This is a genomic window from Hamadaea sp. NPDC051192 (genome assembly GCF_040682475.1).
Taxonomy (GTDB): Bacteria; Actinomycetota; Actinomycetes; order Mycobacteriales; family Micromonosporaceae; genus Hamadaea; species Hamadaea flava.
The window spans coordinates 25,936-51,558 of record NZ_JBFBAZ010000018.1 but is presented as its reverse complement, the minus strand read 5'-3'; the positions used below and the strand labels follow the sequence as shown (position 1 = coordinate 51,558).

Sequence of the window (25,623 nt, the reverse complement as noted above, 5' to 3'; positions counted from 1 at the left end):
GCTTCCATTGATGCGCGCCTGTCCGCTCCTCGCCGACCAGCGCGAACGCCCCATCAACGCAGGGAGGAACAATGCCATTCCGTACCCGCCGGCTCGGTGCAGCGACGCTCGCGCTGACCGCGCTGGCCGGTTTCACCGTCAGCCTCTTGTCGGCTCAGCCCGCCGCGGCCGCCGATCCGTTGCGTACGCTCGCGGCGGCCAAGGGCAAGTTCATCGGGACCGCCGTCGCGACCAGTCCGCTGGCCAACGAGACGGCGTACCGGACGATCGCGGCTCGGGAGTTCAATCAGGTCACCGCCGAGAACGCGATGAAGTGGGACGCCACCGAGCCGAGCGACAACCAGTACAACTTCATCGGCGCCGATCAGGTGGTCGCCTTCGCCCAGGCGAACAACCAGATCGTCCACGGGCACACGCTCGTCTGGCATTCGCAGACGCCGAGCTGGGTGCAGAGCCTCTCGGCGACCGCGATGAAGGCGGCCATGCTGGACCACATCGCGACCGTGGTCGGCCACTTCGCGAACAACTCGGCGGTCCAGTCCTGGGACGTCGTCAACGAGGTGTTCGACGAGAGCGGCGGCTACCGGACCAGCTTCTGGTACAACACGCTGGGTTCGAGCTTCATCGCCGACGCCTTCCGGGCCGCGCGGGCCGCCGACCCCGACGCCAAGCTGTGCATCAACGACTACAACGTCGAGGGGATCAACGCCAAGTCGACGGCGATGTACAACCTGGTGTCGACGTTGAAGTCGCAGGGCGTCCCGATCGACTGCGTGGGATTCCAGTCGCATCTGGCCACCCAGTACGGCTTCCCGGGCCAGGTCACCGAGAACGTCGCCCGGTTCGCCGCGCTCGGGGTGCAGGTCCGCTTCACCGAGCTGGACGTCCGCATCGTGCTGCCGGCCGACGCCACCGAGATCACCACGCAGAACCAGTACTACACGAACATCATCAACGCCTGCCTGGCGTCGACGGCCTGCCCCGGCGTGACGATCTGGGGCTTCACCGACAAGTACTCGTGGGTGCCCGACACCTTCCCCAGCGAGGGTCAGGCGCTCATCTACGACGCCAGCTACAACGCCAAGGCGGACTACACGGCGATCGCGACCGCGTTGGGCGGCACGCCCAGTGGTGACACCACCGCGCCGAGCGCGCCGACCAACCTCACCGCGTCCGGCACCACGTCGAGCGGCACGACGTTGTCGTGGACGGCGTCCACGGACAACACCGCCGTCACCGGCTACGACATCCTTCGCGCGCCCGGCGCCAGCGGCGGCACGTTCGCCGTCGTCGGCAGCTCGACGTCGACGTCCTATGCCGACAGCGGGCTCTCCGCGTCCTCGACCTACCGCTACCAGGTCCGGGCGAAGGACGCGGCCGGCAACCTCTCGGCCGTCTCGGCCACGGTCAGCGTCACCACGCCGGCCGGCGGCGGCGGACCCGGCGGCTGCTCGGCCGTGGGGACCACGCAGACGCAGTGGCAGGGGGGCTACGTGATCCAGCCGGTCACGGTGACCAACACCGGCTCGGGCCAGATCACCTCCTGGACCGTGACCTTCACGCTGCCCGCGGGCCACACGATCACCGGCTCGTGGAACGCGGTGCTCACGGTCAGCGGCCAGACCGTGACCGCCAAGAACGCGAACTACAACGGCACGCTGGGGGCCGGTGCGAGCACCTCCTTCGGCTTCCAGGTCGCCCGGCCCACGAGCAACACGGCATTGCCCAGCGGGTACGCCTGCGCAGCGTCCTGATCGGCAACGCGCCGGCGGTGTCCCCGGGCACCGCCGGCGCGCTCGCCGACCGCTTGTCCCGCCGGCGTCGCCCCGCACGCCGGCTCTCCACGGAAGAGGTGATCATGCAAACCCGCGTGAAAGCCCTGCTCGCCCACGTCACCGCCGCCCTGGTCGCGGTGACGGCGGCGATGATCAGCGCCCCGCCCGCCCAGGCGGCGACGCTCACCGAGGTCACCGGCTTCGGTACCAATCCCACCAACCTGCGGATGTACCTCTACGTCCCCGACACCGTGCGTACGCGGCCCGCCGTGCTGCTCGCCCTGCACTACTGCACCGGCACCGGACCGGCCTTCTACTCCGGTACGCAGTTCGCGTCCCTGGCCGACCAGTACGGCTTCATCGTCATCTACCCGTCGGCGACCCGCAGCGGCAGCTGCTGGGACGTCTCGTCGCCGCAGGCGTTGTCGCACAACGGCGGCAGCGACCCGGTGGGGCTGATGTCGATGGTCACCTACGTGCTCCAGAACCGTGGGGCCGACGCCAGCCGCGTCTACGTCACCGGGGCCTCCTCCGGCGGCATGATGACCAACGTCATGCTGGGCGACTACCCGGACGTCTTCAAGGCCGGGGCGTCGTTCATGGGCGTACCGTTCGGGTGCTTCGCCACGACCGACGGCTCCAGCTGGAACAGCGCCTGCGCCAACGGCACCATCACGAAGACGCCACAGCAGTGGGGCGACCTCATACGCACGGCGTACCCGGGCTATTCCGGGGCGCGCCCCCGGATGCAGATCTGGCACGGCACCGACGACACCACGCTGCGCTACCCGAACTTCGGGGAACAGGTCAAGCAGTGGACCAACGTCCTCGGCGTCAGCCAGACCCCGGTCTCGACCGACACCCCGCAGTCGGGCTGGACCCGGACGCGCTACGGGGCCAACAGCGTCACGGCACCGGTCGAGGCGATCAGCGTGCAAGGCGTCGGGCACAGTCTGCCGCTGAGCGGGCAGGCCGCGATGGCGGTCGCCTTCTTCGGCCTGAACGTCCAGCCCACGTCCTCGCCGTCGACGTCGCCGTCGCCGTCGCCGTCGACGTCGCCGTCGACGTCGCCGTCGACGTCGCCGTCGACATCCCCGTCCACGTCTCCGACGACCTCGCCGCAGCCCGGCGGGGGCTGCAAGGTCGTGGACACGGTCAACGCCTGGAACACCGGCCTGACCTCGGACATCGCCATCACCAACACCGGCACGACGGCGATCAGCGGCTGGACGCTGACCTTCACGCTGCCGTCCGGGCAGGCCATCACCAGCGGCTGGAACGCGACCTACGCGCCGACCAGCGGCGCGGTGTCGGCCCGCAACGTCAGTTACAACGGGACCATCGCGCCGGGCGGCTCGACGAGCATCGGCTTCCAGGCCACCCACACCGGTAACACCGCCAAACCGGCGTCGTTCGCGCTCAACGGCGTGACCTGCACCGTCGGTTAGGCGCCGCGGACAGCGAGGTCCCGGGAAGCGTCCACCCGGGACCTCGCCTCGCGGCGTCGATCAGGCGCGCTGCTACGGCTTGGCGGGCTTCTTCGTCCCGAACAGCCAGGCCTGGAACACCGCGTCGAGCTGTTTGCCGGAGACCTGCTCGGCGAGCGTGACGAACTCGTCCGTCGTCGCTACGCCGTCCGCCTTCTGCTCGGCCCACTTCTTCAGGATCTCGAAGAACGCCTTGTCGCCGACCGCCTTGCGCAGCGCGTGCAGTGCCATCGCGCCCCGGTCGTAGGGCGAGTCGCCGAACAGCTCCTTCTTGCCCGGCTTGGCCGGAGGCGTACGCCAGATCGACGCGTCGGAGTTCTTGTAGACATTGTCGAAGATCGCCTGAGCGGTGGACTCGTGCTTGTGCTCGGCCCACAGCCACTCCGCGTACGAGGCGAACCCCTCGTTCAGCCAGATGTCCTGCCAGGTCTTGACCGAGACACTGTCGCCGAACCACTGGTGGGCCAGTTCGTGCACCACGACGCTGTCGTTCACGCCGCGCCGGAAGAACCCGGCCGAGTAGACCGGCCGGCTCTGACATTCGAGCGCGAAGTGGAGGTCGTCGTCCTTCACCACCACGCCGCCGTAGGAGTCGAACGGGTACGCCCCGAAGACCGACTCGAGATAGTCGGCGATCGCGACGGTGTGGCTCATGGAGGTGTCCGCCGCCCCCTTGGCGAGCTGCTTCGTCACGCCGAGCACGACCGGCTTGCCCTTGTGGGTGGAGTTCACGACGCGGTAGTCGCCGATGGCGAGCGTGGTCAGATAGCTGGCCATCGGCTTGCTCTCCGACCATTTCCAGGTCGTCCAGCCCGCCTCGGTCTGCTGCGGCCCCGGTACGCCGTTGCTGATGGCGGTCAGCCCCGCCGGGACGGTGACCTGCACGTCGTAGGTGGCCTTGTCCTGCGGATGGTCGTTGACGGGGAACCACAGGCTGGCCGATTCGGGCTCACCGACCACGAACGCTCCATCGGCGGTGTGGAAGAAGCCCATCTTGCCGACCTCGGGATCGGTCACCGAGCCCGGTACGCCGTCGTAGACGACGCGTACGGTGAACTTCACGCCGGTCGCCAAGCCGTGGTCCGGGGTGATCACGAGCTCGTTGCCCGTGCGGGTCTGCGTCGCGGGCTTCTCGTCCACGGCGACCGACCGCACCGTCATACCGCGCAGATCGAGATTGAACGTCGACAGGTCGGCGGTCGCCGCAGCGGTCACCGTCACGTCGCCGTTCAGCCGATTCGTCTTCGGGTCGTACTTGACCTTGATCGCGTACGACGCGACGTCGTAGCCGCCGTTGCCATAGGTCGGGTAGTACGGATCCCCGATGCCGGCCGCACCCGCCTGGAAGTTCAGGCTCGGCGTCGGCGTCGGCGACGCGGCCGGCGCGGACGAGGCGGACGTCGGCGAACCCGTGTCGTGGCTGGTGCACCCGGTCGCGGTCGCGGCCAACGCCGCCGCCGCGAGGGCAGCCCAAACCGTCTTCCCCCGTGTGTTCAACTCTTCCTCCTGGTCGAACGAAGTCCGCCGAGCACTCGGCGGACTTCGAGGAGGTTAAGCCGATGAGATCACACCCGGATCACGGTCACTGACCAGCGCGGGCGGTGCTGTCCCGGACGACCAGCTCGGTGGCCAGCTCGACGCGCGGGCTCTCGACCTCCTCGCCCCGGGCCAGCCGGAGCACGGTACGCGCGGCGAGCATCCCCATCTCGGCCAGCGGCTGCCGGACGGTGGTCAGCGGCGGCGACGCCCAGCGGGCCTCGGGCAGGTCGTCGAAGCCGACCACGCTGATGTCGTCCGGCACGCGCAAACCCTTACGGCGTACGGCTTCGTAGACGCCGAACGCCATCTGGTCGCTCGACGCGAACACCGCCGTCGGCGGGTCCGGCAGTTCCAGGAGCGCGGTTCCGCTGGTGAAGCCGGACTCGTGGTAGAAGTCGCCCGGCTGGATCAGGGAGTCGTCCACCTCGATCCCGGCGGCCTCCAGCCCGGCGCGGTAGCCGTCCAGCCGGGCGCGGCTGCACAGCAGGCGACGCGGTCCGGCGACGAAGCCGATCCGCCGGTGGCCCAGTGAGATCAGGTGCTCGGTCGCGGCCAGCCCGCCCGCCCAGTTGGTCGCGCCGATGGTGGGCACGTCGAACGACGGCACCCCGGCCGGGTCGATGACCACCAGGTGCACGTCGAGCCGCCGCAGTTCGGCCTGCACGGGCGGGTCGAGCACCGAGGTGACCAGGATGACGCCGTCGCTGGCCCGGGCGCGCAGGTTCTGTAGCCACTGCCGGGTCGACGAGGTACGCCGGTGGATGGCGGACACCACGGTGCCCGCCCCGCTGGTGTGGGCGACGTCCTCCACCCCGCGGATGATCTCCACCGCCCATGGGCTGTCCAAGTCGTTGAAGACGAGGTCGATCAGGTCCGCCCGATCGCGCGTACGCCCGGTGCGCCGCCGGTATCCGTGTCGCCGCAACAAGTCCTCGACGCGCTGGCGCGTCTCGGGCGCCACATCCGCTCGCCCGTTCACCACCCGCGACACCGTCGGCACCGAGACGCCGGCCTCCCGTGCGATCGCGGTGATGGTGATCCTCTGCTCGTCCGCCGCCACTACCTGTCTCCTCATCATTCGTCGGTTCAGCGTACGACCGGAATGTTGCGGAAGGCCACGGCCGCCCCAGTGAGCCGAAGTTTCGGAGGACTATCGTAAATTTTCGGTCCCATGACGTACGCTATGTCGGCCCGTCGGTCCGTCACAAGCGTTGCCAGGACGAAAACTCGGGCCAAAAGTTCCGGAAGACAGGCAGGAGCCGCATGCTCACGGACAAGGCCACCGGCGACACCGCCCGCGAAATCTGGCAGGACGTCGCCCGACCGGCCGCCGACCGGGCCGCCGATCTGCTCGCCCGGATGACCCTCGAGGAGAAGGTCGCCCAGCTGGGCTCGGCCTGGGTGGCATCGTCGCCGAACCCGGGCGCCGAGGTGGCGCCGCACCAGTACGAGTTCGCCGAGCCGACCATCGACTGGGCCAAGCTGGTCCAGCACGGCCTCGGCCAGCTCACCCGGCCCTACGGCACCGCTCCGGTCGAGCCCGTCGACGGCGCGCAGTGGCTGCGCCGCCGCCAGGCCGAGATCGTCGAGGCCAGCCGCTTCGGCATCCCCGCCCTCATCCACGAGGAGTGCCTCGTCGGGTTCATGACCTGGCGGGCCACCGTCTTCCCGACGCCGCTCGCCTGGGGCGCCACCTTCGACCCGGCGCTGATCGAGCTGATGGCCACGCACATCGGCGCGACGATGCGGTCCGCCGGAGTCCATCAAGGACTCGCGCCGGTCCTCGACGTCGTCCGCGACCCCCGCTGGGGCCGGACCGAGGAGACCGTCGGCGAGGACCCGTACCTCGTGGCCACCGTCGGCTCGGCCTACGTGCGCGGCCTCCAGCAAGCCGGGATCATCGCCACCCTCAAGCATTTCGCGGCCTACTCGGCCTCGCGCGCCGGGCGCAACTTCGGCCCGGTCGCGGTCGGCCCCCGCGAACTCGCCGACGTGCTCCTGCCGCCGTTCGAACTCGCGCTGCGCGAGGGCGCCGGCTCCGTCATGCACTCGTACGCCGAAATCGACGGAGTGCCGGCCGCGGCCGACGTCCGCCTGCTCACCGGACTCCTGCGCGACGAGCTGGGGTTCACCGGCACCGTCGTCGCCGACTACTTCGGGGTGTCGTTCCTCCAGACCCTGCACGGTGTCGCCGCCGACCCGGCGGACGCGGCAGCGCTCGCCCTGGCCGCCGGCGTCGACGTCGAACTGCCCGCCACCCGCTGCTACGGGGAACCACTGCTGGACGCCGTACGCTCCGGCGCGATCCCCGAAACGCTGATCGACCGCGCCGCGGATCGCGTACTGCGGCAGAAGATCGACCTCGGCCTGCTCGACCGGCTGGACCCGCCCACCGCCGTCGACTTCGACCCGGCTGCCAGCCGAGACCTGGCCCGGCGGGTCGCCGAGGAATCCGTCGTGCTGCTCGCCAACGACGGCACCCTCCCACTCCGGGCCGCCAAGATCGCCCTCGTCGGCCCGTACGCCGACGACGTGGCCGCGATGCTGGGCTGCTACTCGTTCGCCGCCCACCACGGCCGCCAAGCCGACCCGGGCGTGGACGTGCCGACGCTGCGGACGACGTTGCCCGCCGAACTCCCAGCGGCCACCTTCACCGACGACGTCGCCGACGCCGACGTCTGCGTAGCCGTCGTGGGGGACACCTCGGGACTCTTCGGCCGGGGCACCACCGGCGAAGGCTGCGACGTCGAAGACCTCAGCCTTCCCGGCGACCAGGACCGGTTCCTGAGCGAACTGCTCGACATCGGAACCCCGGTCGTCCTCGTCCTGCTGACCGGACGGCCCTACGCGCTCGGGGCGTACGCCGACCGCTGCGCGGCGATCGTGCAAGCCTTCCTCCCCGGCGAAGAAGGCGCCTCCGCCGTCGCCGGAGTGCTCAGCGGACGGGTCAACCCCTCCGGCCGCCTCCCGATCGGCATCCCGCGCGGCCCCGGTGGACAGCCTGCGGCGTACCTGGGACCCCGATTGGCCCACCGCACCGGCGTCAGCAGCGTCGACCCCACACCCCTGTACGCGTTCGGCTACGGTTTGGCGTACACGTCCTTCAGCTGGAGCGACGTGACCCCAGCCGAACCCACCGAGCTGGCCGCCGACGAGCCGATCACGGTGTCCCTGACCGTGACCAACGACGGCGACCGACCCGGCGCGGAGATCGTGCAGCTCTACCTCCACGACCCGGTGGCGCAGGTCACCCGGCCGGTCCAACGCCTCGTCGGGTACGCCCGCGTGCCCCTCGACGCCGGACGATCAGCCCGAGTCAGCTTCCGCTTCCACCCCGACCTCGCCGCGTTCACCGGCCTGGACGGCCGCCGCGTCGTCGAACCCGGCGACCTCGAACTCCGCCTCGCCGCCTCCAGCACCGACCTCCGGGCGACGATCCCGCTCCACCTCACCGGCCCCGAACGAGTGGTCGGCCACGATCGGGTCATGGTCGCCGACGTGACCCTGGGGGTTCGCTGACCCCCTTCCCAAGGGCCAGGGTTATCCATGCGATCTTGGGTCTGGATCGCATGGATAACCCTGCTCCGCTGAAAAGCACGGGACGGTGGATGAAATCGGCTGGCCCCGACGGCTACTCTAGGGACCACGCGAAGGTCAACCGGCCCGCCCGGCCGACCGCCGTGCCAGGGGCCGTAGCTCAGCCGGTCAGAGCAGGGGACTCATAATCCCTCGGTCGCGGGTTCGAGCCCCGCCGGCCCCACTTCACCATGTTGAGCTGGGCAAGTCTGCTTGGCGTGTGTCGGTATGCGAAGGAATTCAGCCGCTGGGCGCTAGCCAGATGACGCCGTCCGGGCCAGGAAGCTGGTCGGCGGCGAGTAGTGCTTCGAGGGCGTCGCCCAGTCGAACGAGTCCGTTGGTGGTGCGGGGGAACCTTTGAGAAGACACGAAGACGAGGCCGGCATGGGTCGCCCCCTGGGCGGCGAGGCGGGCGAAGTCGCTGATGTTCTCGGTCACTACGCAGCGGCTGTTGCGCGCTGCCCACGCCAAGACGTCGTCGTCGGACCTGGAGGCGAGACCGACTTCGACGTCCAGTGCAGCAAGCACGTCGTAACCCTTGTCGCGTAGTCGCTTCGCTAGCGCGGGCGGGTACATCTCGTCGAGTAGTACTCCGGTCAGGGCTTCCGTCGTAGAAGCGCCTGTTGGGCTGCCCACAGCTGCTCCTCTCGCTCGGACACCTCGACGTTGCTGGCGATGCGCTCGTCGATCTCGTCCGAATAGGCAGCGTAGTAGCGGAGTGCGACACTGACTCGAACCGAACTCAGACCGGTAACGGCGGCGAGCTCGGAGGCGAGGGCGTTCCCGTTCAGGTCGGGACTCTCCGTGCGGATGGCGTTGAGCGCCGCGATGACCTCCCAGACATCCGGACCACCCGCTAGTGCGGCTCGGCGGCCGGCTGGACCGGGGCGGAAGACGATGCCGGGATGTTCGTACGCACGCAGCGACTCGTCGATGAACATGTTGGCGACCGACGAGGAGGACGAGCCCGGGTGCTCCTTGACGTACTTGTCCAGCCGGGAGAGCACCTCTTCATCGAACCGCACAGAACGCGGAGCAGTCATGACTACAGCGTAGTCGATCGTAGTTTGCTGAGCGAGGAGTTTCGCGAACCCAAGCCGCATGCGAGTCAGCCGCCGGCATCGGTGGGCTGACAGGGGGTGCCATGATCCTGTGGTGGCGCGCACGACCGACTCTTCGAATCGTGGCCTGTCCCTGGTGGGATACCTGGTCGCAGGTGCTCTGTGGGTCAGCTTGATCGGCTGCTTCCGGGGCGTCTTGGGTGACGGGGGTGTCGCCGAGTCAGCAGCCGTCGGAGCTTTGACGGGACTTCCGATCGGCCTGTCGTGGTACGTGGAGGCGCGACGGGCACGGCGGTACCGCTCGTCCGTTGACCCGGACGCTCGATCACTACGCCCGCCTGAGCCGTCGGCTGCGGCGAAGCCCTGGCACGGAAGCCGCCGCTATCGGCATTCAGTCGGGCTCCGCGCCTTCATGATGACGAGTGCCTTGATCGGCTCGGCTGTCGCAGTCTGGGCCACCTTCGCGCCCGACGCCGCCCCCGCTGGCATCGCGGTCGGTCTTTGGGGCTTGGCGGCTGTCCCGGTCGCCTTCGTCTGGAGCCTCCACATGACGTTCACCGAAGTTGGCGCCGACGGTCTCGTTGTCCGTACACCGATCCGAAAGCAGGCGATCGGATGGAACGAACTGGACTTCGTTCGATGGCAGCGGGAGGAGAGCCATGACGTCTTGGTGTTCCGCACCATCGACGGCCGGGAGGTCAAAGCTGCTGGTGTCGCGGTCGCTGCGACCGGGCAGGGCGAGCGACGGATGCTGCGGCTGCGGGACGCTGTGCAGACGGCGTGGGCAGCTGGTTCGGCGCTTCGGCAGCGTCGCAGACTTGTGATCCGCCTGGCCGAGGTGCTCAGGGCGCGTCGGGCTCAGATGGCGCCGACCGAGTGCGAGGTACCGGGCACGATGTGCGCAAGATGTCCCCGTGCTCACAGCGGAGCTGCGTCAGGAGCGGGCTCCGCTACCTGCCGGCAGAGCGATGATGTCGCACCTTCGCCGCTCGAACAGCCAGTGGAGGGGCCAGTGACGAAGATGGGTCGGTTCGCATTCTGACGCTGCGGGCCGACAAATGTCCGATTTGCCCTCTAGGCTCGAACTAAATGATCTTGCGGGCCGCAGTCTCGGCCGGAGATCGAGATGAAGGCGTCGCTCGGGTGTCCGTCGCCACCCAGGTGAGCTCCCAGGTCTTGCCGCTGTCGGCGGAGTAGGACTGCTCGAAACGCGCCGAGTCGTCGCTGATCTTCAGGATGACGAAGCGGACGAGGATCGCACGTCCGCGTAGCGTGTCGACGCCGAAGAACTCGCCTCGTTCTTCGGTGAACTCACCGAATGTCGGTGGGGTGAGCAAGCCGTCGCCCATGTTGGCGAAGTTCAGGCTCCACTGCCGAGCCTCGGGACTGTAGAGCCGTAGCGAGACGCCCTGAATCCGGCCCGACGCGCCCGCGACGTCCAGCTCGACGAGATTGGAGCCGCCTTCACAGAAGGAATGAACAACCGACGTCCCGGCGAACTCGATCCACGTCGCCTCAGGCGAGAAGGCACCCCTCAGCACCCTGACATGGGTCGCCCAAGTGCCGATCTCCCAATCGAAATCCCGGCTGCCGTCGCGACTCATCGTCCACACCCACCGATCCGATGGACGGCCTCGTCGACGACGAGCCGGTCGTAATGGTCAAGCATCGGCATCAGCAGCCCTTCAGCGCGTGCACCTCGGCTTGCGGCGGTAAGCCCTCGCGGTCACCCTAGCGGACCGGGCTTCTGTCGGTGCACCATGCTTAGGAGGGCTTCGGCGCGGTTGGGTTCAGGCTGGGGAAGTCGGGTACGAGTGGCTGCGAGGCAGGCGGGGCTGCCGCTTGAGCTGGCACAGGCTCCGCTGCGGACGCTACGCCCACGGGACGTCACGGTCTACGCCCATGCGCGCCCGCAGCTTGCCCGGCTCGCCGAAAGCGGACTGCTTCACCGGCTCGCCCCTGGCTTCTACGCGGTCGTTCCCCAAGACCGTGTCGGTGGCAATTGGCTTCCATCGCTCGAAGGTGTCGCGGCCGGGATCGCTGCCGTCGAGTTCGGTGTCGGCCGCTATGCGTTGATGGGGATGACCGCGGCGCGCCTTCATCGCGCCGTCCCTCGGGCCATCGCAGTGGCGAGCGTCGCCGCTCCCCGGCGGAGGGAGTCGCTGAGGCTCACCGACCGCCCGGCGACGATCCGATTCTTCGTGCGCGACATTGATGTGATGCAGGCAGAAACGCTGCAGACGGACATGGGCCCCTGCCTCGTGACCACGCCGGAGCAGACGGTGCTCGACCTTGCGCATCTCGCCGTCGGTGACGACTCACCGCAGGAGGCCGAGTCGGCGATCCGCGCGCTGCTCCCTCGTTGCGATCGGGAGACGCTCGACGAGATCGCTGCGGGTCAACGGCTGAAGCGTGCGTTGGATCGCGTTCTCAGGCTGGAGACGACGAGATGAATGAGTCACGCCGGTCCGGTGATCAACGCCCAGGTCAGAGACGCATTCTGAAGCGGAATCGCACCAATCCTGGGGCTCGTGGCGGTCCGCGCGCTCGCATGAATGCGGGCCGGTATCGGGCGCCTGGGCATGCCGTGAGATCGAAGTCGACCCGTCCTACCGGAATGCCGAGATGTGGTCGCGGACCCAGTCGGCGAAGGTGCGTGGCGCGCGGCCGAGTAGCTGCTCGACAACGGGGCTGACCTCCTGCTCGGCCGGTGTCGGCTCGCCGAGGACGGCGAGCGTGGTCTCGACCGCCCACTCGGGCATGAACCGCAGCATCTGTGCGCGTGCCTCGTCGCGGGTCTGCTCGATGAACTGGATGTGCCCGCCGAGTGCCTCGCCGATCGCCTTGGCGCGCTGTCGCGGCGTACTGATCGCCGGCCCGGTCAGCTCGTAGATCGCTCCGGCGTGTCCGTCGTCGCCTAACGCGATAGCGGCGACTTCGGCGATGTCGGAGGGATCTACCGTCGGCATGCCGACGTCACCGAACGGCGTGATGACCGTCCGTTGATGACGGATCGAATCCGCCCAGGCGTACGCGTTGGAGTTGAATCCGCCGGGCCGCAGAACGGTCCAGTCCAGGCCCGATTGCTGTACGGCGTCCTCGGTGGAGCGCATCAGGACGCCGTGAGAGTGAGAATCGGGGCGAGTGCGGACCCCTTGCGACGACAGCAACACGACCCTGGTCACTCCGGCCGACGTGGCCAGGCTCAGGATGTCCTGCGGCTTCAGGATCTCGGCGCTATTGCTGCCGTCGTGGAGGAAGAGGGCTTCGGCGTTGTCGAAGGCGGGCCGCAGGCCCCGCAGGTCGGTGAGGTCCGCGGCGACGACGCGTACGCCCTCCGGCACGGCATCTTCACGGATGTGGCGGGACACGGCGGTCACCTTGTGTCCGGCGGCTGTGAGTGCTCGGACGAGCGGCCGGCCGACGTTGCCGGTCGCTCCTGTAACGACGATCATCGAAAGTTCTCCTGGTCAGAGCGGTCCGTTCGGGGCCTGGCGGCCGGGACGGGATGACGCTAACACCGCCGATATAGTAGGTACCTAGGAGAAAGTGACTATGCCGAAGGGATGTACATGCCGACCAAGCCGACCTGGACCGCACGAACGTCGACCGGCCCCGAGGATGCATGCCCGATCGGTCCGGTCGTAGACATCGTGTTCAGCCGATGGACCACGCCGATCCTGTGGAGTCTCCATGAACACGGCCGTCAGCGCTTCGTCGAGCTGGAACGGCGGATCAGCACGATCACGCCGAAGGTGTTGACTCAGCGGCTGCGCCAACTCGAACGGGACGGCCTGATCGTGCGCACCTATCATCCCGAAGTCCCGCCTCGAGTCGAGTACGAGATCAGCGATCTCGGCCGTAGCCTCGCACCGCTCTTCGCGCACCTGGCGACCTGGGCGAGCACCAACCTCGACACGGTGGAGCAGTCCCGGCACGATTACGACGCCAAGGCGGCCCGATAGCCGGAACGCCGTCACCGCCGGGCCGGTTTCGGGCAGCGCGACCCGTTAGCATCTCGACATCCAAAGTCGACAGAGGGAATCGAGATGTCACGCCTGCGCCTGCTCATCCCGCTGACGCTGCTGGCCGTCGTCGCGGCCGGATGCACGACGCCGCAACCGGAACCGGAGCCGACGCCGTCCGGACCGGCGGCTGAGGTGGTCGCGCCGGACTACGTCCGCATGGCCCAGAACTCGCCGAGCGAGGCCAGCCCGCTGCTGCGGCAGAAGCATCCGCTGACTCCGGCCGACGCGGCGATCATCGGTCCCGAGTACGCCGTGGCCTTCGACTGGACGGCGACGGTGTCGCGGATCGACGAGGACGACGCGACCCGGATGGGTCTGCCAGGGGCCATCGCCGCGCCGTCGGGTGCCGAGTTCTTCCTGGTTCACGTGGCGCAGCCGTCGCCGCGTCCCGTCGGCAAATCCGGCGCGTTGACGCCCGCGACGCAGGTGGTCGTGGCCGGACAGGCGCGGCCGTTGTCCGTCCGTTTCGGCCGCAACGGCGTACTCGTCATCTCTGCTCCCACGGGCGCGCCGGTTCTGCTGAAGATGACCGACAAGGGGCGTACGCAGACCCTCGATCTGCGTACGGGGAAGCGGGGTTCGGATGCGAACCCGTTGTTCTACACCCGCTATGCCATGAAGGACTTCGACGTCCGGACGAATATCCGGCCGCCGGAACCGGGCCGGATCGGGATGTCGGGCTCGCTGGCCCTGCTGCCCTGGACCGAGGACCGTGGCTGGGCGCCTTCCGGCAAGGCGTGGCTGCATTTCGAGGGGTCGCTGTATCAGCTGCTCGCCGACACCGACGGCCCCGTGACCCTGGACCTGTCGCGGAGCATCACCGTCATGGCGGGTGGGAAGGCGTACCCGGCTCCGGCGGAGAAGCGGCAGCTCTCCGAAGCGCTGAACAACACCCCTACTTCCGAATCGCTGGACATCGAGGTGCCGGTCGGCTTCCGCACCGGCGTACTTCGGCTGAAGCCCGTCGTGACCTGCGGTGACTGCCATCCCGGTACGCAGTCCAGCGTAGGCGTGACCTTGGTGGCGTCGCCCGTGCCGATGGAGCCGTGACGCCACGCTGGCCGGCCCCGATAGCGGGCCGGATCTCGCATGAGCGGCCATTATGAGGGAATTGGGCAGCAACTGGCCTGACTGCCGAGGAAGGGAACGCCGACGATGTCAGTCACCCGAGTCCACAACTTCTCCATCTCGCTCGACGGGTTCGGCACCGGTGAGGGGCTGAGCCTGGACGCCCCGTTCGGTCACGCGGGCGAACGGCTGCACGAGTGGATGTTCGCCACCCGGTTCTGGGGCGAGATGGTCGGCCAGCCCGGCGGTGGCCGCGGCGTCGACAACGCCTTCGCCCAGCAGCATGGTCCCGGTATCGGCGCCGAGATCATGGGCGCCGGAAAGTTCGGCTACCCGGGATGGCACAAGGACCCGGAGTGGCAGGGCTGGTGGGGCCCCAACCCGCCGTTCCACACGCCGACCTTCGTCCTCACCCACCACACGCGCGAGCCGATCGACATGGCGGGCGGCACGACGTTCTACTTCCTCGACACCTCGCCGGCCGAGGCTCTGAAGGCAGCCCGCGAGGCTGCCGGCGAGCTGGACGTACGCATCGGCGGGGGCGTCACCGTGGTCCGCGATTTCCTCGCGGCCCGGTTGATCGACCACCTGCACGTCGTGGTGGTCCCGATCCTGCTCGGCCGAGGCGTACGCCTCTGGGACGGGCTCGAAGGCATCGAGGACGACTACCAGATCGAGGCCACCGCTTCGCCCAGCGGAGTCACTCACCTGACGTTCACGCGTTCGGTTCGCTGACCGCGTCGCTTCCGCCGGCCCGCACCGCACAGCGCCCTCGTCACTCGGCGGGCGTCGGCTCAGCTGGCGTCGGCTCCGCTGGCGTCGGCTTGGCGGGCCGGCGGGTGAAGAAGCGGACGATGTCGTCGGCCGCGGTGGGGGACAGCATCATCGCCTGGATTCGGGCGGACCGCTCGGCGATCGGGTGGATTCTGGCGAACATCGCCTCCTCGTACGCCCGGATCGCCGAGTCGGGGTCGGCGGGGTTGGCGGCCAGTTCCGCGGCGAGTTCGGCGGCGTCGAGCATGGCTTGGTTGGCGCCCTCGCCGACCGGCGGCATGAGGTGCGCGGCGTCGCCGATGAGGGTGATCCCCGGTCGGTTCGCCCAGCGCGTACCGGTGGGCGTCGCTTCGACCACGCGAGGCGTCGGCTCGCTGTCGCCCGCTTCGATGAGTGCGGTGAGGCTGGGATCCCAGCCGCCGAACAGGTCGAGCAGGGCGTCCTTGCTCCGGTACGCGTCGACGGCGCGATCTTCCGCGCGCAGTGAGATCCCGACTCGGATGGTGCCGTCACCGAGGCGTTGCGCGGCCAGGATCTGGTTCACGCCGATGCTCCACAGGTTCCCGGGGCCGACCAGCTCGGCGATCGCCGGGTGGCGCCGATCGGCGTCGCTGATGCTCAGCTCCACCAAGGTAGCCACATAGGACAGTCGCGCGTCGGTGAGCAGCCGCCGAACGATCGAGCGTGCACCGTCGGCCCCGATGAGGACGTCGCAGTCGACGCGCCGGCCACCTTCGAACTCCAGCCCGAAGCCCTCGCCCGATCGTGGCGTCGCCGCGACGAGCCGGTGCCGCCAGCGGACTGTGCCGGGGGGAAGTGCATCGAGCAGGAGATCACGCAGTGCGCTCCGGTCGATCTCGGGGCGTCCGGAGAACGAGCCGGGAGTGGGCTTGTGGTGCACGAGGACGCGACCGGCCGGATCGAGGATGCGGTGCTCCTCGCCTTCCGGCCGCGCTTCAGCCTGAAAGCGGACGGACAGGCCCGCCTCGGCCAGTGCCCGCTGCCCGGACTCCGGGTGCAGGTCGAGCATTCCGCCTTGTGACCGGGCGGATGGGCTCGCCTCGCGCTCGTACACCACCGCGTCGATGCCGTGCAGGTGCAGAATCCGGGCCAAGGTCAGGCCGCCGAGGCCGCCACCGGCGATCGCGATTCGCATCAGGGTCTCCCTTACCGTACGCTGTATCTTATGGATACGCCGTACGGTAGCGAATCAGTGCCTGTTTGGGAACGGCCGGAGCCGCAGCCGCGAGCGGCGCCGGTGCCGCTGAGCCGGGCGAAGATCGTCGCCACGGCGATTCACCTGGCCGACGACCAGGGCCTCGACGTGCTGTCGGTACGCAAGATCGCCAAGGAACTCGGGGTCGGCCCGATGCGGCTCTACGACTACGTGACCAGCCGATCCGAGTTGCTCGACCTGATGGTCGACGCCGTGTACGCCCAGATCGCCGAGGCTGCCCAGCACGCCGAGTGGCGGGCCACGGTGCTGGCCGTCGTGCACCGGACCCGTACTGCCGCCCTCGATCACGAATGGTTCGCCGACCTGCTCGGCGGACGGCCACACCTGGGACCTCACGCGCTCGCAGTGGGCGAGGCGACCGCGGCGGCGCTCGACCAGGCTCCCGGCGTACGCGATGTCGACGAGCTTCAGCGGGCCTTGGGCGCCCTCAACTCCTTCATGATCGGAGCGATTCGCCGAGAGGTGACCGAGCGGCGTACCGCCCGGTCCACCGGCACCGAGTTGGCCGCGTGGCAAACCAGCCTCGGGCCCTACCTGACTCGCATGCTGAAGACAGGCCGCTATCCCACCGTGGCTCGGCTAGTGATCGACGGCGCTCACCTCGACGCCGAGGAGACCTTCCATCACAACCTGACCACGATCTTGGACGGCATCACCGGCCGTCCCGCCAGGTGACTCACCGTCCCGGGTCTCCAGTGGACGGTTGCCAATCGCGGCGGAGCAGGCCGAAGATCCACGAGTCGGAGACATCGCCGTTCACGACACAGTCTTCCCGCAGGGTCCCTTCGCGCTCGAAGCCGAGCTTCTCCAGGACACGCGCGGATGCCACGTTGCGCGTGTCGGTCTCGGCCTGGACTCGGTTCAGTTCCAGCGTGTCGTACGCCCACCGCAGCAGGCCACGCGCTGCCTCGGTCGCGTAGCCGTGGCCCCAGGCTGCTTCGCTGAAGCAGTAGCCCAGCGACGCGCTGCGGTACTCCGGGTTCCAACGGTTCAGGGTGCACCAGCCGATGAATGCCCCATCGGATACGCGATCCACGGCCAGCCGTGCTCCAGTGCCCTCTTCGGCCATCTGCCGGCAGGCGGCGATGAACCGCTCAGCGCGTACCCGCTCGCTCCATGGTGGCGCGTCCCAGTAGCGCAACACGTGGGCGTTGCTCTGGAGCGCGAAGAGGTCGTCCGCGTCCGAATCGTCGAAGGGCCGCAGCTTCAGACGAGTCGTGCGCAGCGTGGGAGTGGGTAGCGGCATGGGCCGATCAGACCGCCGATGCCGGTCGCTCGCAACGGGTTTTTGATCGGAAGACAGTTTTGGGGCGGGCCGATGACGGCCCGCCCCATGTCGCACTACGCGATCAAGCGTCAGTGGCTGTAGCCCCGGGTGGCGATCCAGTTGGCCAGATCGGTGGTGTTGATCCAGTAGCTGGCGCTGTTCGGGTCGGCGGAGTCGGCGATCTCTACCTGACGACCGTCGTTGCGGTAGCCGTGGACGGCGATGTAGTGACCGCCCTCGTAGCTGTGCGCCCCGCCGTTGGCGTCCTTGGCGGTGCCGGCGACGTTGGCGACAACAGCCCGGTTGTCGTCGATGGTGGCGACGATGTCCTTCTTGAGGGTGTCGGCCTGCTTGCTCGTGGCCGACGACTTGGGGATCTCGGTGGTGCGGTACTTGTTGCCGCCCATGATCTTGTTGAGGGCGGAGGTGATCTCGTAGGCGCTGTCGGTGCCGGCCTCGGTGGTGCCCATCGTCTTCGCGAGGCTGGCCATGGTGACGTTGTGCCCCATGGCGCTGAGGGCGTTACGGGTGGCGGCCGGACCGCACCAGTAGAAGTTCGGCTGGGACTGGTAGTTGACCTTCAGCACCTTGTAGGTGGCGCGCTTGGTGGTGGAGGTGGCCGCCTTCTTGCTGTCGGCCTTCTTGCTGGGGGTGGACTGCTTGCTGGGGGCGGTCATCGCGGCGGTCGCCACGGAGGCTGCGGCCGCGGGGGTGGCTGCTTCGGTGGTAGCCGGGGCGGCGGACAGCGCGAGGGCTCCGGCGCCTACTACCGCGAGCAGGCCGTACGACGCTGCGCGTCGAGGGGACAGGATGTGGGCACGGACGAAGTTGAAGGCCTTGGCACGGATGGTGGTCATGGCATTGACGTCGTTGTCGTGTCGCATGCCGACAACGATAGGGGGCAGAAGTCCAGCGCCAACCAGGCAAGATAGAAAGACTTCTTTGTGTCAAAGATTGACTTCGGAAATGATGGGCCGCCCGGGGTCTGTCGGGTTAAGTCCGGCAAACACCTCGTAGACTTCGCAATCAACGCTCAAAGCCGGAGTCGGACATGAATCGGGCGGACAATCAGCCCGAAACCTCGCGATCGTCACAGCATGATCAACACGGTGATGTGGCCTCATGCGACCGTGACCTGAGTAACATCCATAGTGGATTCAAGGAGCCGATAAGGCGCAATTCCGTTGCGTTACAAGGGGTGTACGAAGGGTAGCGTCATTTGCTCACTGGCCGTGTCGGCCTGATTGCGTACCGGAGTTGCGTGATGACGCGCTGACTGTCGGTGGTCGGCCGGGGGCCTCGCGTCGAGCGGTTTGACTTCCGGCGATTTCGGCGCGATGGGGACCTGCTGTCCGGTTCGGCTGCTGCCGGGATCTCCTGCAGCCGTAGCTCGACCTTTGCTGCCGGAGGGCTTAGGAGGCAGTGGAGGCCGCTTCGACCTTGTCGGTCGCGGGTCCGTCGACGATGCCCTCACGCGTCAGGAAGCGCTCGGCCATGCGTACCGACGGGTGGAAGCCCGCCACCGCGAGCAGTGAGATGCCGGCGATCACCAGCCAGCCCGCGCTGGGCAGGCCGGCGGGATGCCACGACATGGCGAGGAACGTGTACAAGGCCGGCGCCCAGCGGCCACCCAGCGTGCTGAACACCTCGGCGACGCCGCCGTACTCGCCGCGGCGGGCCGGATCCATGAGTTTGGCCTGGAATGCCCAGCCGGCGCCCGAGAAGTACAACTCCGCGCCGGTCACGGCCACGTGCCCCAGCCAGACCAAGAAGATGGTCAGCAAACCGGCCGTGTTGTGGGTGGCCATGGTGATCAGGCAGGAGGCGACGAAGAAAGCGCCCGAGATGCGTACGGAGCGAAGCGCGTCGGAGACTGTCTTGACTCCACGGGAGGTGTACGCGGGCAGGAAGATGCACAGCACCGTGTTGGTGCCGAACAACCAGGCCAGCAGCCAATGGGGCGCGTCCGTCGCCTGCACCAGCCACAGTGGAATGACGACGTTCAGGAGCACCTGGTTGGTCCACATCGTGCCGCTGAAGAAACTGCTCAGCATCCAGCCGACGTTGTGCAGCGGTCCGCGCCCCGTCGGCCGTACGCCGGTGGACTTCCGGCCGGAGGACGACCGCGCGATGTCATGGGGCGCCCGCGGCAGCCGCGCGATGAACACGGCGTTGAACAAGCCGATGACCAGCGTGAACAGTGGCATCCACCGGATGAGGGTCAGGTCGTCGACGGCCAGCGCGATGCCGCCGATGATCGCGCCGAGGGTGAAGCCGACGTTCAACGCCGAATACATGTACGCCTGCGTCGCCACCCGTTCCTCCTCGGGCATGACGTCGAGGATGTAGGCGTTCCGGCCGGCCCCGGCGGCGTTCTCGATGATCTCGAAGCAGATGACCATCGCGAGGTAGCCGGCGAAGCTGCCGATGAACGGCCAGGCGCCGAACAGGACGGCGGCCACCAACGCGCCGACGGCCCACATCCGCTTCGGCCCGATCCGGTCGGTCAGCTTGCCGGCGGGATACGCCAGCAGGAACGACACGACTCCGGCCGCGGTGAGGCCCAGCCCGACCTGCGCCGCCCGCAGGCCCACGACCTGGGTGAAGAAGACTGCCGAACCGGTGAGGAACGTTCCCTCGGCGGTCGCGAACAACAGAGACTGGGTCGCCAGCCGCCGGGACAGCGGTGTCGGGGGGATCAGCCGGCGGAGGGACGCTCGGAGGTGAGACACGGGTCCATCTGACCAGGAACAGCCGTGGTCTTCACCTGATTATCCCGCCCGGGGGTCACTCGGCGTTCGCTCGCCTCGTCCACGCGACGGCGTCTTCGTGCGACATCGGCCGGGCGAACAGGAATCCCTGACCGTAGCCGCAGCCGATGGCCATCGAGATGTCCCGCTGGCGCTCGGTCTCGATCCCTTCGGCCACCACCGTCAGGCCGAGCGTCCGGGTCAGCTGCACGATGCCCCGCACCAGCTCGCGTTGTCGCGTGGAGGTGGCCATCGTGCTGATGAAGATCCGATCGAGCTTGACGATGTCGAGCGGAACCTGGCGGAGGTAGCCCAAGGCGGAGTAGCCGGTGCCGAAGTCGTCGATCGCCATCCGGATGCCCCACTGCCGCAGTCGCTTCAGGTCGTTCCAGACCTTGTCGTCGTCGCGCAGCAGGAGGCTCTCGGTGATCTCCAGGACGAGCCGAGCCGGGGGCAGGCGGGTCTCGGTCAGCAGACGGAGCACCGTGTCCACGAAACCGCTGGAACGGAACTGTTGGACCGACACGTTGATGCTGATGTACGGGTACGTGTTCGACGCCGTTCGCGGCCACTCCAGCGCGTCGCGGATCGCCGTGGCGAGCACCCAGTCGCCGATCGGGGTGATCAGGCCGGACTCCTCGGCGATGTCGATGAACTCGCCCGGTGACAGTACGCCCCGCGTGGGGTGCCGCCAGCGGACCAGAGCCTCGAACCCGGCGGTGTGACCGGTGCCGAGCGCGATGATCGGCTGATACTCCACCAGCAGCGCGTCGTCCTGAAGGGCCTGCCGAAGCGCCGTACGCAACTCCAGCCGGTAGCCGACGGCGGTCGACGTCGCGGGATCGTACCGCCGCCAGTTGCCCCGGCCCGCGGCCTTGGCCGAGTCGAGGGCGAGGTCGGCGTGGCGCAGCAGTTCCTCGGCCGTGCCGGCGTTCATCGTCGTAGCCACTCCGATGCTGGCGGTGCACGACAACATGTCGGCGCTGTCGAGGATCGGGCTGGCGAAGGCGTCGGTGAGCCTGGCCGCCAGCTCGTCGACGATCTCGACGCCCGCGACGTTCGCCGCGAGCACGGCGAACTCGTTTCCGCCGACCCTGGCGATGAGGCAGTCTTCGGCGGCATCACCCAGCCGTTTCGCCACCGCTTGCAGAACCGCGTCCCCGGTCTCGCGGCCGAGGGCCTCGTTGATCGCCCGGAAGTTGTCCAGATCGATGAGGAGGACGCCGGTGACGTCGAGGTCCGCGGCGATGGCCTCGCTGACCCGCTCGTCGAAGAACAGCCGGTTCGGCAAACCGGTGAGCGCGTCCCGAAACAGCCGCCGGGTCAGCTCGTGCTCCAGGCGGCGTTGGTTGGTGACGTCCCGGAGCGTCACCACCACGCCGCGAATCGACTCGTCGGTACGCAGATCGCGACACGAAACCTCGACCCGGACGGTCCGGCCGTCGTCGGCCCGCAGGGTCCAGTCGGCTCGGCTGCCCCCCGCGACGGCACGGGGGTCGATCGATCGGGCATAGCGCAGCAGGTATCCGGCCTGTCGCCGCTCGGACGAATCAACCAGGTCGACGAGCGAAGCTCCGGACAGTGCCGAGGTGCCCAGCAGGACGCGGGCGGACGGGCTGGCGTACCGGATCCGGTCGTCGTCGTCGATGATCAGGATGACGTCGCTCGTCTGCTCCACCAGCGTGTTCAGCCGATCATGGTGGCGCTCGATGATCTCCGCGGTCAGGCGTACCCGCTCGAGTGCGAAGGTGACTTGGGACGCGAGCACTTCGAGAGCGACCGAGAGGTCCGGCCGCTCGGCCGTGTCGCGATCGAGGACCAATGCCCCTCGACGCACGGCGGCGGTCGGAGGCGTCCTCGTGGGCGGGAAGAGATCCGCGAAGACGGCAGGCCCGTCGGGGCGGTCGGCCAGGCGTGCGACGGCGCGTGCGACGACTGCGGCGACATCTTGGCGGCTGGTGGCGGTCAGGAACTCCGCCCCGGCGTCGCGTAACACGTCCAGCACCGACATCGGCGCGACGGTTACTTCGGCGACATCGCGTCCGCTGGGGCAGGCGACTCTGCGATCGAGCTGTCCATCCGGGCCAACGCCGCTGCGGCGGCGGCCGCAAGCTCTTCCAGTGCGGCGACTTCGTCGGCGGACGCGCGGTGCAGATCGGCCCAGTAGGCGCCAATCGCTCCGATCGGAGACTGCGGACGGATCGGCACCATCACCAGACTCCGCACGAAAGTGGGCCGGTACGCCTCCTGCGGGATGCGACCGTCGACGCGAATGTCCGGAACGACCACGGTCTGGCCGTGCATCATGGCCCACCCGCTGATGCACCGGTCGACCGGGAAGCGTTGCCCCTTCCACAGCGGGCTCATCGCGTCCTCGTCGGCGTAATGGCAGTGCCCGTCGTCGTCGAGCCGGACGATCGTGACGCCCTGGGCGTTCACGCCGGCCCGGGCGCTGCCCTTGAGAATGAGCTGAACCTCCTCGACGCTCTCGGCGTCCTCAAGCATCTGGACCGCCCATCCGATCGTATGCATCTTCGGGCTCCCCTCCGCTGCGCTCGACCCGCCGATCGCCTGCTCACCATGGCCAGCACCGATAGCGGTCTCGCATACTCGACCAAAGCCATCATATCAGACAAACCGAGTCATCCTCACGATACGATCCCGCGCCCAAGTAGGCGGTCGAGAGTGGGAATGCATCCGGCCCGCACGGGAATCCAGATGCCCGGCGGCGATGAGTTTCGCCGTCGCACTCGGTCTCTATCAATAACTTCCCAGGACGCCACAGATTCCCGGGACGACAGATTTCCAGGACGCACCGAGGAGAGATCATCATGACCGCGACCTACACGTTCGACGTCTTCTCCAGCCTCGACGGCTTCGGCTCCGTCAACGGCGGAGACTGGGGTGGATATTGGGGCAAGCAAGGCCCCGAGCTGCTCGAACACCGTCTGGCCCTGTACTCCGGCGAGCAGCGGATGGTCTTCGGGGCCACCACCTACCGGGTCTTCACCCAACTGCTCGCCGAGGGCGCCGAGGAGACCGTTCGCGACCCGTGGGTCACCCGGATGACGCACCTACCGGCCGTCGTGGTGTCGAGCACGCTGGACGGCGCCCCCGACTGGCCGGACGCGACCGTCATGAGCGGCGACGCCGTCGACGTCGTCGCCCGGCTCAAGGCGGAGTCCGACGTGCCGTTGCGCTCGCACGGCAGTCTGTCGATGAACCGGGCGCTCATGGCCGCCGGCCTGGTGGATCGGGTCCAGGTCACGATCTTCCCGGTGATCACCGGTCAGACCGGCGCGGAGCCCATCTTCCAAGGGGCGGCCGATTTCGATCTCGAACTGATCGAGAGCCGTACGCTCGACGGCAACATCCAGGAGCTGATCTACCACCCCGCGCTGCACGGCTGAGCACATGATCAAGCTGAGCCGTACCGTCCATCAACAGGTTCTCAGGCCTCAGGCGGAGAGCGGGCGTGCGCGGTCGGCGAGCATACGCACCGCCAAGACGCCCAGCACCGACGCCATCACGTAGCGCTGGACGCGGATCCACCTCGGCCGGGCCGCCAGGAATGTCGCGACCTTCCCGGCGGCCAGCACGATGAGCCCGTTGCCGATCAGCGCGATCGCGATCTGGACCAGGCCCAACAGCACCGCCTGTACCGCGACGTGGCCGCGGGCGGGCTCGATGAACTGCGGCAACAGCGCGACGTAGATCATCGCGATCTTCGGATTGAGCAGGTTGGTCAGGAAGCCCATCGCGAAAAGCCGCCAGGTGGGGTCCTTCGGCAACTGCTGGGACTCGAACGGTGAACCCTTCCGACCCCGGAGCGCCTGATAGGCCAGATACAACAGGTACGCCGCGCCGCTGACCTTGAGCGCTGTGTAGAGCACCGGAACAGCGGCGAAGACGGCGACGAGCCCGGCGGCCGTGGCGAGCAGGTAGACACCGAATCCGGCGGCCGTTCCGAGCAGCGAGGTCAGCCCGGCGGTACGCCCCTGGGACAGGGTGCGCGAGACGAGATAGAACATGTTCGGCCCGGGGATCGCGACCATCGTGAGCTCGACGAGTGCGACGCCGAGGACGGCACCGGTGCTGATCATGAACGGAGCCTTTCAGCGAGCCCATGACCAGGCAAGTCATTGCGATCCACGGCACAATTCGGCCGACCTGCGGCACCGGCCGGATCGGCCGGTCGGGCCTTCGGCCGGTCGCTTACCGGGCGTCGCCGTCGCCGTGGAGTACGCCGCGCGAGGCCCGGTCGGCGAGCTTGGCGATGTTCCGGGCGGCGACGTCCTCCAGCCGGATGTCGAGCCGGGTGCACAGCTCGGACAGGTACCACAGCACATCGCCCAGCTCCATGGTCAGCGCCTCCCGATCCGCGTCGGTGACCACGCCCTGCCGATCGCGGAAGATCTTCTTCACCTTCCCGGCGACCTCGCCGGCCTCGTTGGCCAGGCCCAGCGTGGGATAGACGATGGGATGGTCGGTCGCGATCGGCGCCCCCGTACGCGCGGCGGCCGCCTGGTAGGCGCTGAAGTCGAAGGCGTCTGAGCTGTTCTGGTCCGTCACGGTGCTAAGTGTGGCCCAAGCGAGCTGTCCCGGTTTCTGGCGACCGGGACAGCCCTGCCGACAGCGGCCGAGTATCAGCTCCAGACCCAGGTCGCGCCGTGCCGATGCTGCGACGGCGCGGGCTCGGCGTCCACCGGACCGCCGCCGCGATGCTCCTTGATCGCTTCGAGCAGCGTCAGGCGTACGGTCGAGCGCTGCCGGCTGGTCCAGTAGTCCCGGACGAACCACGCCGGCGGATGGTCCGGCCGCCAGGGCGCAGGCAGCCAGCGCCAACGGCACTCGGCGTACTTGCCGAACTGTCGATGTCTCGGGGGAGCGTCCGGCAGCGCGCATTCGCCGCGGCCGGACAGGCACTCCGGCGTGTGCCGGGGCTCCCGTTCGCGGCCCAGCCAGGCCGGGGCGTCCTTGTCGGTACGAGACACGATCGAACCCTCCTTCGAACCACACACGATGTGGCCCTAAGGAGGGTGAGAAGTCGAGGTCACGGCA

The 25,623-nt window shown here is 68.4% G+C and carries 24 protein-coding genes and 1 tRNA gene; 10 read left to right on the top strand and 15 right to left on the bottom strand.

Annotated features, from left to right (window positions below; all coding sequences use genetic code 11):
- Positions 1–71: 71 nt before the first annotated feature.
- The gene (locus AB0M47_RS10755; RefSeq protein WP_363411584.1) at positions 72–1,754 is read left to right on the top strand and encodes an endo-1,4-beta-xylanase; all 1,683 of its coding nucleotides are present in this window, start codon (positions 72–74) and stop codon (positions 1,752–1,754) included.
- Positions 1,755–1,858: 104 nt separating this feature from the next.
- Positions 1,859–3,223 (top strand): PHB depolymerase family esterase, encoded by a 1,365-nt coding sequence (locus AB0M47_RS10750; RefSeq protein ID WP_363411582.1) that lies wholly within the window; start codon positions 1,859–1,861, stop codon positions 3,221–3,223.
- Positions 3,224–3,295: 72 nt separating this feature from the next.
- Here the strand turns inward: AB0M47_RS10750 and AB0M47_RS10745 are convergent, their stop codons facing one another.
- Together AB0M47_RS10745 and AB0M47_RS10740 are read right to left on the bottom strand one after the other, a co-directional pair.
- Complete coding sequence (locus AB0M47_RS10745; protein WP_363411580.1) at positions 3,296–4,759, bottom strand: M1 family metallopeptidase; 1,464 nt, start codon at positions 4,757–4,759, stop codon at positions 3,296–3,298.
- A gap of 85 nt (positions 4,760–4,844) precedes the next feature.
- Positions 4,845–5,876, bottom strand: coding sequence for a LacI family DNA-binding transcriptional regulator (locus tag AB0M47_RS10740; RefSeq protein ID WP_363411578.1), 1,032 nt, complete (start codon positions 5,874–5,876; stop codon positions 4,845–4,847).
- A gap of 188 nt (positions 5,877–6,064) precedes the next feature.
- Between AB0M47_RS10740 and AB0M47_RS10735 the strand changes: the two genes are divergently transcribed.
- A complete protein-coding gene (locus AB0M47_RS10735) occupies positions 6,065–8,320 on the top strand; it encodes a glycoside hydrolase family 3 N-terminal domain-containing protein (RefSeq protein ID WP_363411576.1) in 2,256 nt (751 codons plus the stop codon).
- Positions 8,321–8,487: 167 nt separating this feature from the next.
- Positions 8,488–8,561 (top strand) — tRNA-Ile (locus AB0M47_RS10730).
- Between the two features lie 56 nt (positions 8,562–8,617).
- Here AB0M47_RS10730 and AB0M47_RS10725 read toward each other — a convergent pair.
- From AB0M47_RS10725 to AB0M47_RS10715, 3 genes are all read right to left on the bottom strand, one after another.
- Positions 8,618–8,953, bottom strand: a complete 336-nt coding sequence (locus tag AB0M47_RS10725; RefSeq protein ID WP_363411639.1) for a DUF5615 family PIN-like protein — start codon at positions 8,951–8,953, stop codon at positions 8,618–8,620.
- Positions 8,954–8,973: 20 nt separating this feature from the next.
- On the bottom strand, positions 8,974–9,420 hold the full coding sequence (locus AB0M47_RS10720) for a hypothetical protein (RefSeq protein ID WP_363411574.1): 447 nt from the start codon (positions 9,418–9,420) through the stop codon (positions 8,974–8,976).
- A gap of 1,103 nt (positions 9,421–10,523) precedes the next feature.
- Positions 10,524–11,042, bottom strand: a complete 519-nt coding sequence (locus tag AB0M47_RS10715) for a hypothetical protein (protein WP_363411572.1) — start codon at positions 11,040–11,042, stop codon at positions 10,524–10,526.
- A 210-nt stretch (positions 11,043–11,252) separates the two neighbouring features.
- Here AB0M47_RS10715 and AB0M47_RS10710 point away from each other — a divergent pair, with 210 nt between their 5' ends.
- Positions 11,253–11,891 carry a type IV toxin-antitoxin system AbiEi family antitoxin gene (locus AB0M47_RS10710; protein WP_363411570.1) on the top strand — a complete coding sequence of 213 codons (639 nt, stop codon included), beginning with the start codon at positions 11,253–11,255 and terminating at the stop codon, positions 11,889–11,891.
- A gap of 156 nt (positions 11,892–12,047) precedes the next feature.
- On the opposite strand, the gene AB0M47_RS10705 is transcribed toward AB0M47_RS10710, so the two are convergent.
- Positions 12,048–12,893: an NAD(P)H-binding protein gene (locus AB0M47_RS10705; protein ID WP_363411568.1), complete on the bottom strand. Its 846-nt coding sequence runs from the start codon at positions 12,891–12,893 to the stop codon at positions 12,048–12,050.
- A gap of 117 nt (positions 12,894–13,010) precedes the next feature.
- Here AB0M47_RS10705 and AB0M47_RS10700 point away from each other — a divergent pair, with 117 nt between their 5' ends.
- The 3 genes from AB0M47_RS10700 (at position 13,011) to AB0M47_RS10690 (ending at position 15,269) form a co-directional block, all read left to right on the top strand.
- Entirely contained in the window at positions 13,011–13,403 is a 393-nt protein-coding gene (locus AB0M47_RS10700) for a helix-turn-helix domain-containing protein (protein WP_363411566.1), read from the top strand.
- Positions 13,404–13,487: 84 nt separating this feature from the next.
- Positions 13,488–14,516 carry a hypothetical protein gene (locus tag AB0M47_RS10695; RefSeq protein ID WP_363411564.1) on the top strand — a complete coding sequence of 343 codons (1,029 nt, stop codon included), beginning with the start codon at positions 13,488–13,490 and terminating at the stop codon, positions 14,514–14,516.
- A gap of 105 nt (positions 14,517–14,621) precedes the next feature.
- Positions 14,622–15,269 (top strand): dihydrofolate reductase family protein, encoded by a 648-nt coding sequence (locus AB0M47_RS10690; protein WP_363411562.1) that lies wholly within the window; start codon positions 14,622–14,624, stop codon positions 15,267–15,269.
- A 40-nt stretch (positions 15,270–15,309) separates the two neighbouring features.
- Here AB0M47_RS10690 and AB0M47_RS10685 read toward each other — a convergent pair whose 3' ends face one another.
- A complete protein-coding gene (locus tag AB0M47_RS10685; RefSeq protein WP_363411560.1) occupies positions 15,310–16,464 on the bottom strand; it encodes an FAD-dependent monooxygenase in 1,155 nt (384 codons plus the stop codon).
- Between the two features lie 57 nt (positions 16,465–16,521).
- On the opposite strand from AB0M47_RS10685, the gene AB0M47_RS10680 reads away from it, so the two are divergent.
- A complete protein-coding gene (locus tag AB0M47_RS10680) occupies positions 16,522–17,220 on the top strand; it encodes a TetR/AcrR family transcriptional regulator (protein ID WP_363411558.1) in 699 nt (232 codons plus the stop codon).
- A 1-nt stretch (position 17,221) separates the two neighbouring features.
- Here AB0M47_RS10680 and AB0M47_RS10675 read toward each other — a convergent pair whose 3' ends face one another.
- From AB0M47_RS10675 to AB0M47_RS10655, 5 genes are all read right to left on the bottom strand, one after another.
- Entirely contained in the window at positions 17,222–17,791 is a 570-nt protein-coding gene (locus AB0M47_RS10675) for a GNAT family N-acetyltransferase (RefSeq protein WP_363411556.1), read from the bottom strand.
- Positions 17,792–17,901: 110 nt separating this feature from the next.
- A complete protein-coding gene (locus AB0M47_RS10670; RefSeq protein ID WP_363411554.1) occupies positions 17,902–18,696 on the bottom strand; it encodes a C39 family peptidase in 795 nt (264 codons plus the stop codon).
- A 528-nt stretch (positions 18,697–19,224) separates the two neighbouring features.
- Complete coding sequence (locus AB0M47_RS10665) at positions 19,225–20,544, bottom strand: MFS transporter (RefSeq protein ID WP_253761219.1); 1,320 nt, start codon at positions 20,542–20,544, stop codon at positions 19,225–19,227.
- A gap of 55 nt (positions 20,545–20,599) precedes the next feature.
- A complete protein-coding gene (locus AB0M47_RS10660; protein ID WP_363411551.1) occupies positions 20,600–22,573 on the bottom strand; it encodes a bifunctional diguanylate cyclase/phosphodiesterase in 1,974 nt (657 codons plus the stop codon).
- Positions 22,574–22,584: 11 nt separating this feature from the next.
- Positions 22,585–23,094, bottom strand: a complete 510-nt coding sequence (locus AB0M47_RS10655) for a GAF domain-containing protein (RefSeq protein ID WP_363411549.1) — start codon at positions 23,092–23,094, stop codon at positions 22,585–22,587.
- A 299-nt stretch (positions 23,095–23,393) separates the two neighbouring features.
- Between AB0M47_RS10655 and AB0M47_RS10650 the strand changes: the two genes are divergently transcribed.
- The gene (locus AB0M47_RS10650; protein WP_363411547.1) at positions 23,394–23,972 is read left to right on the top strand and encodes a dihydrofolate reductase family protein; all 579 of its coding nucleotides are present in this window, start codon (positions 23,394–23,396) and stop codon (positions 23,970–23,972) included.
- 48 nt (positions 23,973–24,020) lie between these two features.
- On the opposite strand, the gene AB0M47_RS10645 is transcribed toward AB0M47_RS10650, so the two are convergent.
- From AB0M47_RS10645 to AB0M47_RS10635, 3 genes are all read right to left on the bottom strand, one after another.
- Positions 24,021–24,665 (bottom strand): LysE family translocator, encoded by a 645-nt coding sequence (locus tag AB0M47_RS10645; protein WP_363411545.1) that lies wholly within the window; start codon positions 24,663–24,665, stop codon positions 24,021–24,023.
- Between the two features lie 112 nt (positions 24,666–24,777).
- A complete protein-coding gene (locus AB0M47_RS10640; protein WP_253761224.1) occupies positions 24,778–25,134 on the bottom strand; it encodes a nucleoside triphosphate pyrophosphohydrolase family protein in 357 nt (118 codons plus the stop codon).
- A 74-nt stretch (positions 25,135–25,208) separates the two neighbouring features.
- Positions 25,209–25,556 carry a hypothetical protein gene (locus tag AB0M47_RS10635; RefSeq protein WP_363411543.1) on the bottom strand — a complete coding sequence of 116 codons (348 nt, stop codon included), beginning with the start codon at positions 25,554–25,556 and terminating at the stop codon, positions 25,209–25,211.
- Between the last annotated feature and the right edge of the window lie 67 nt (positions 25,557–25,623).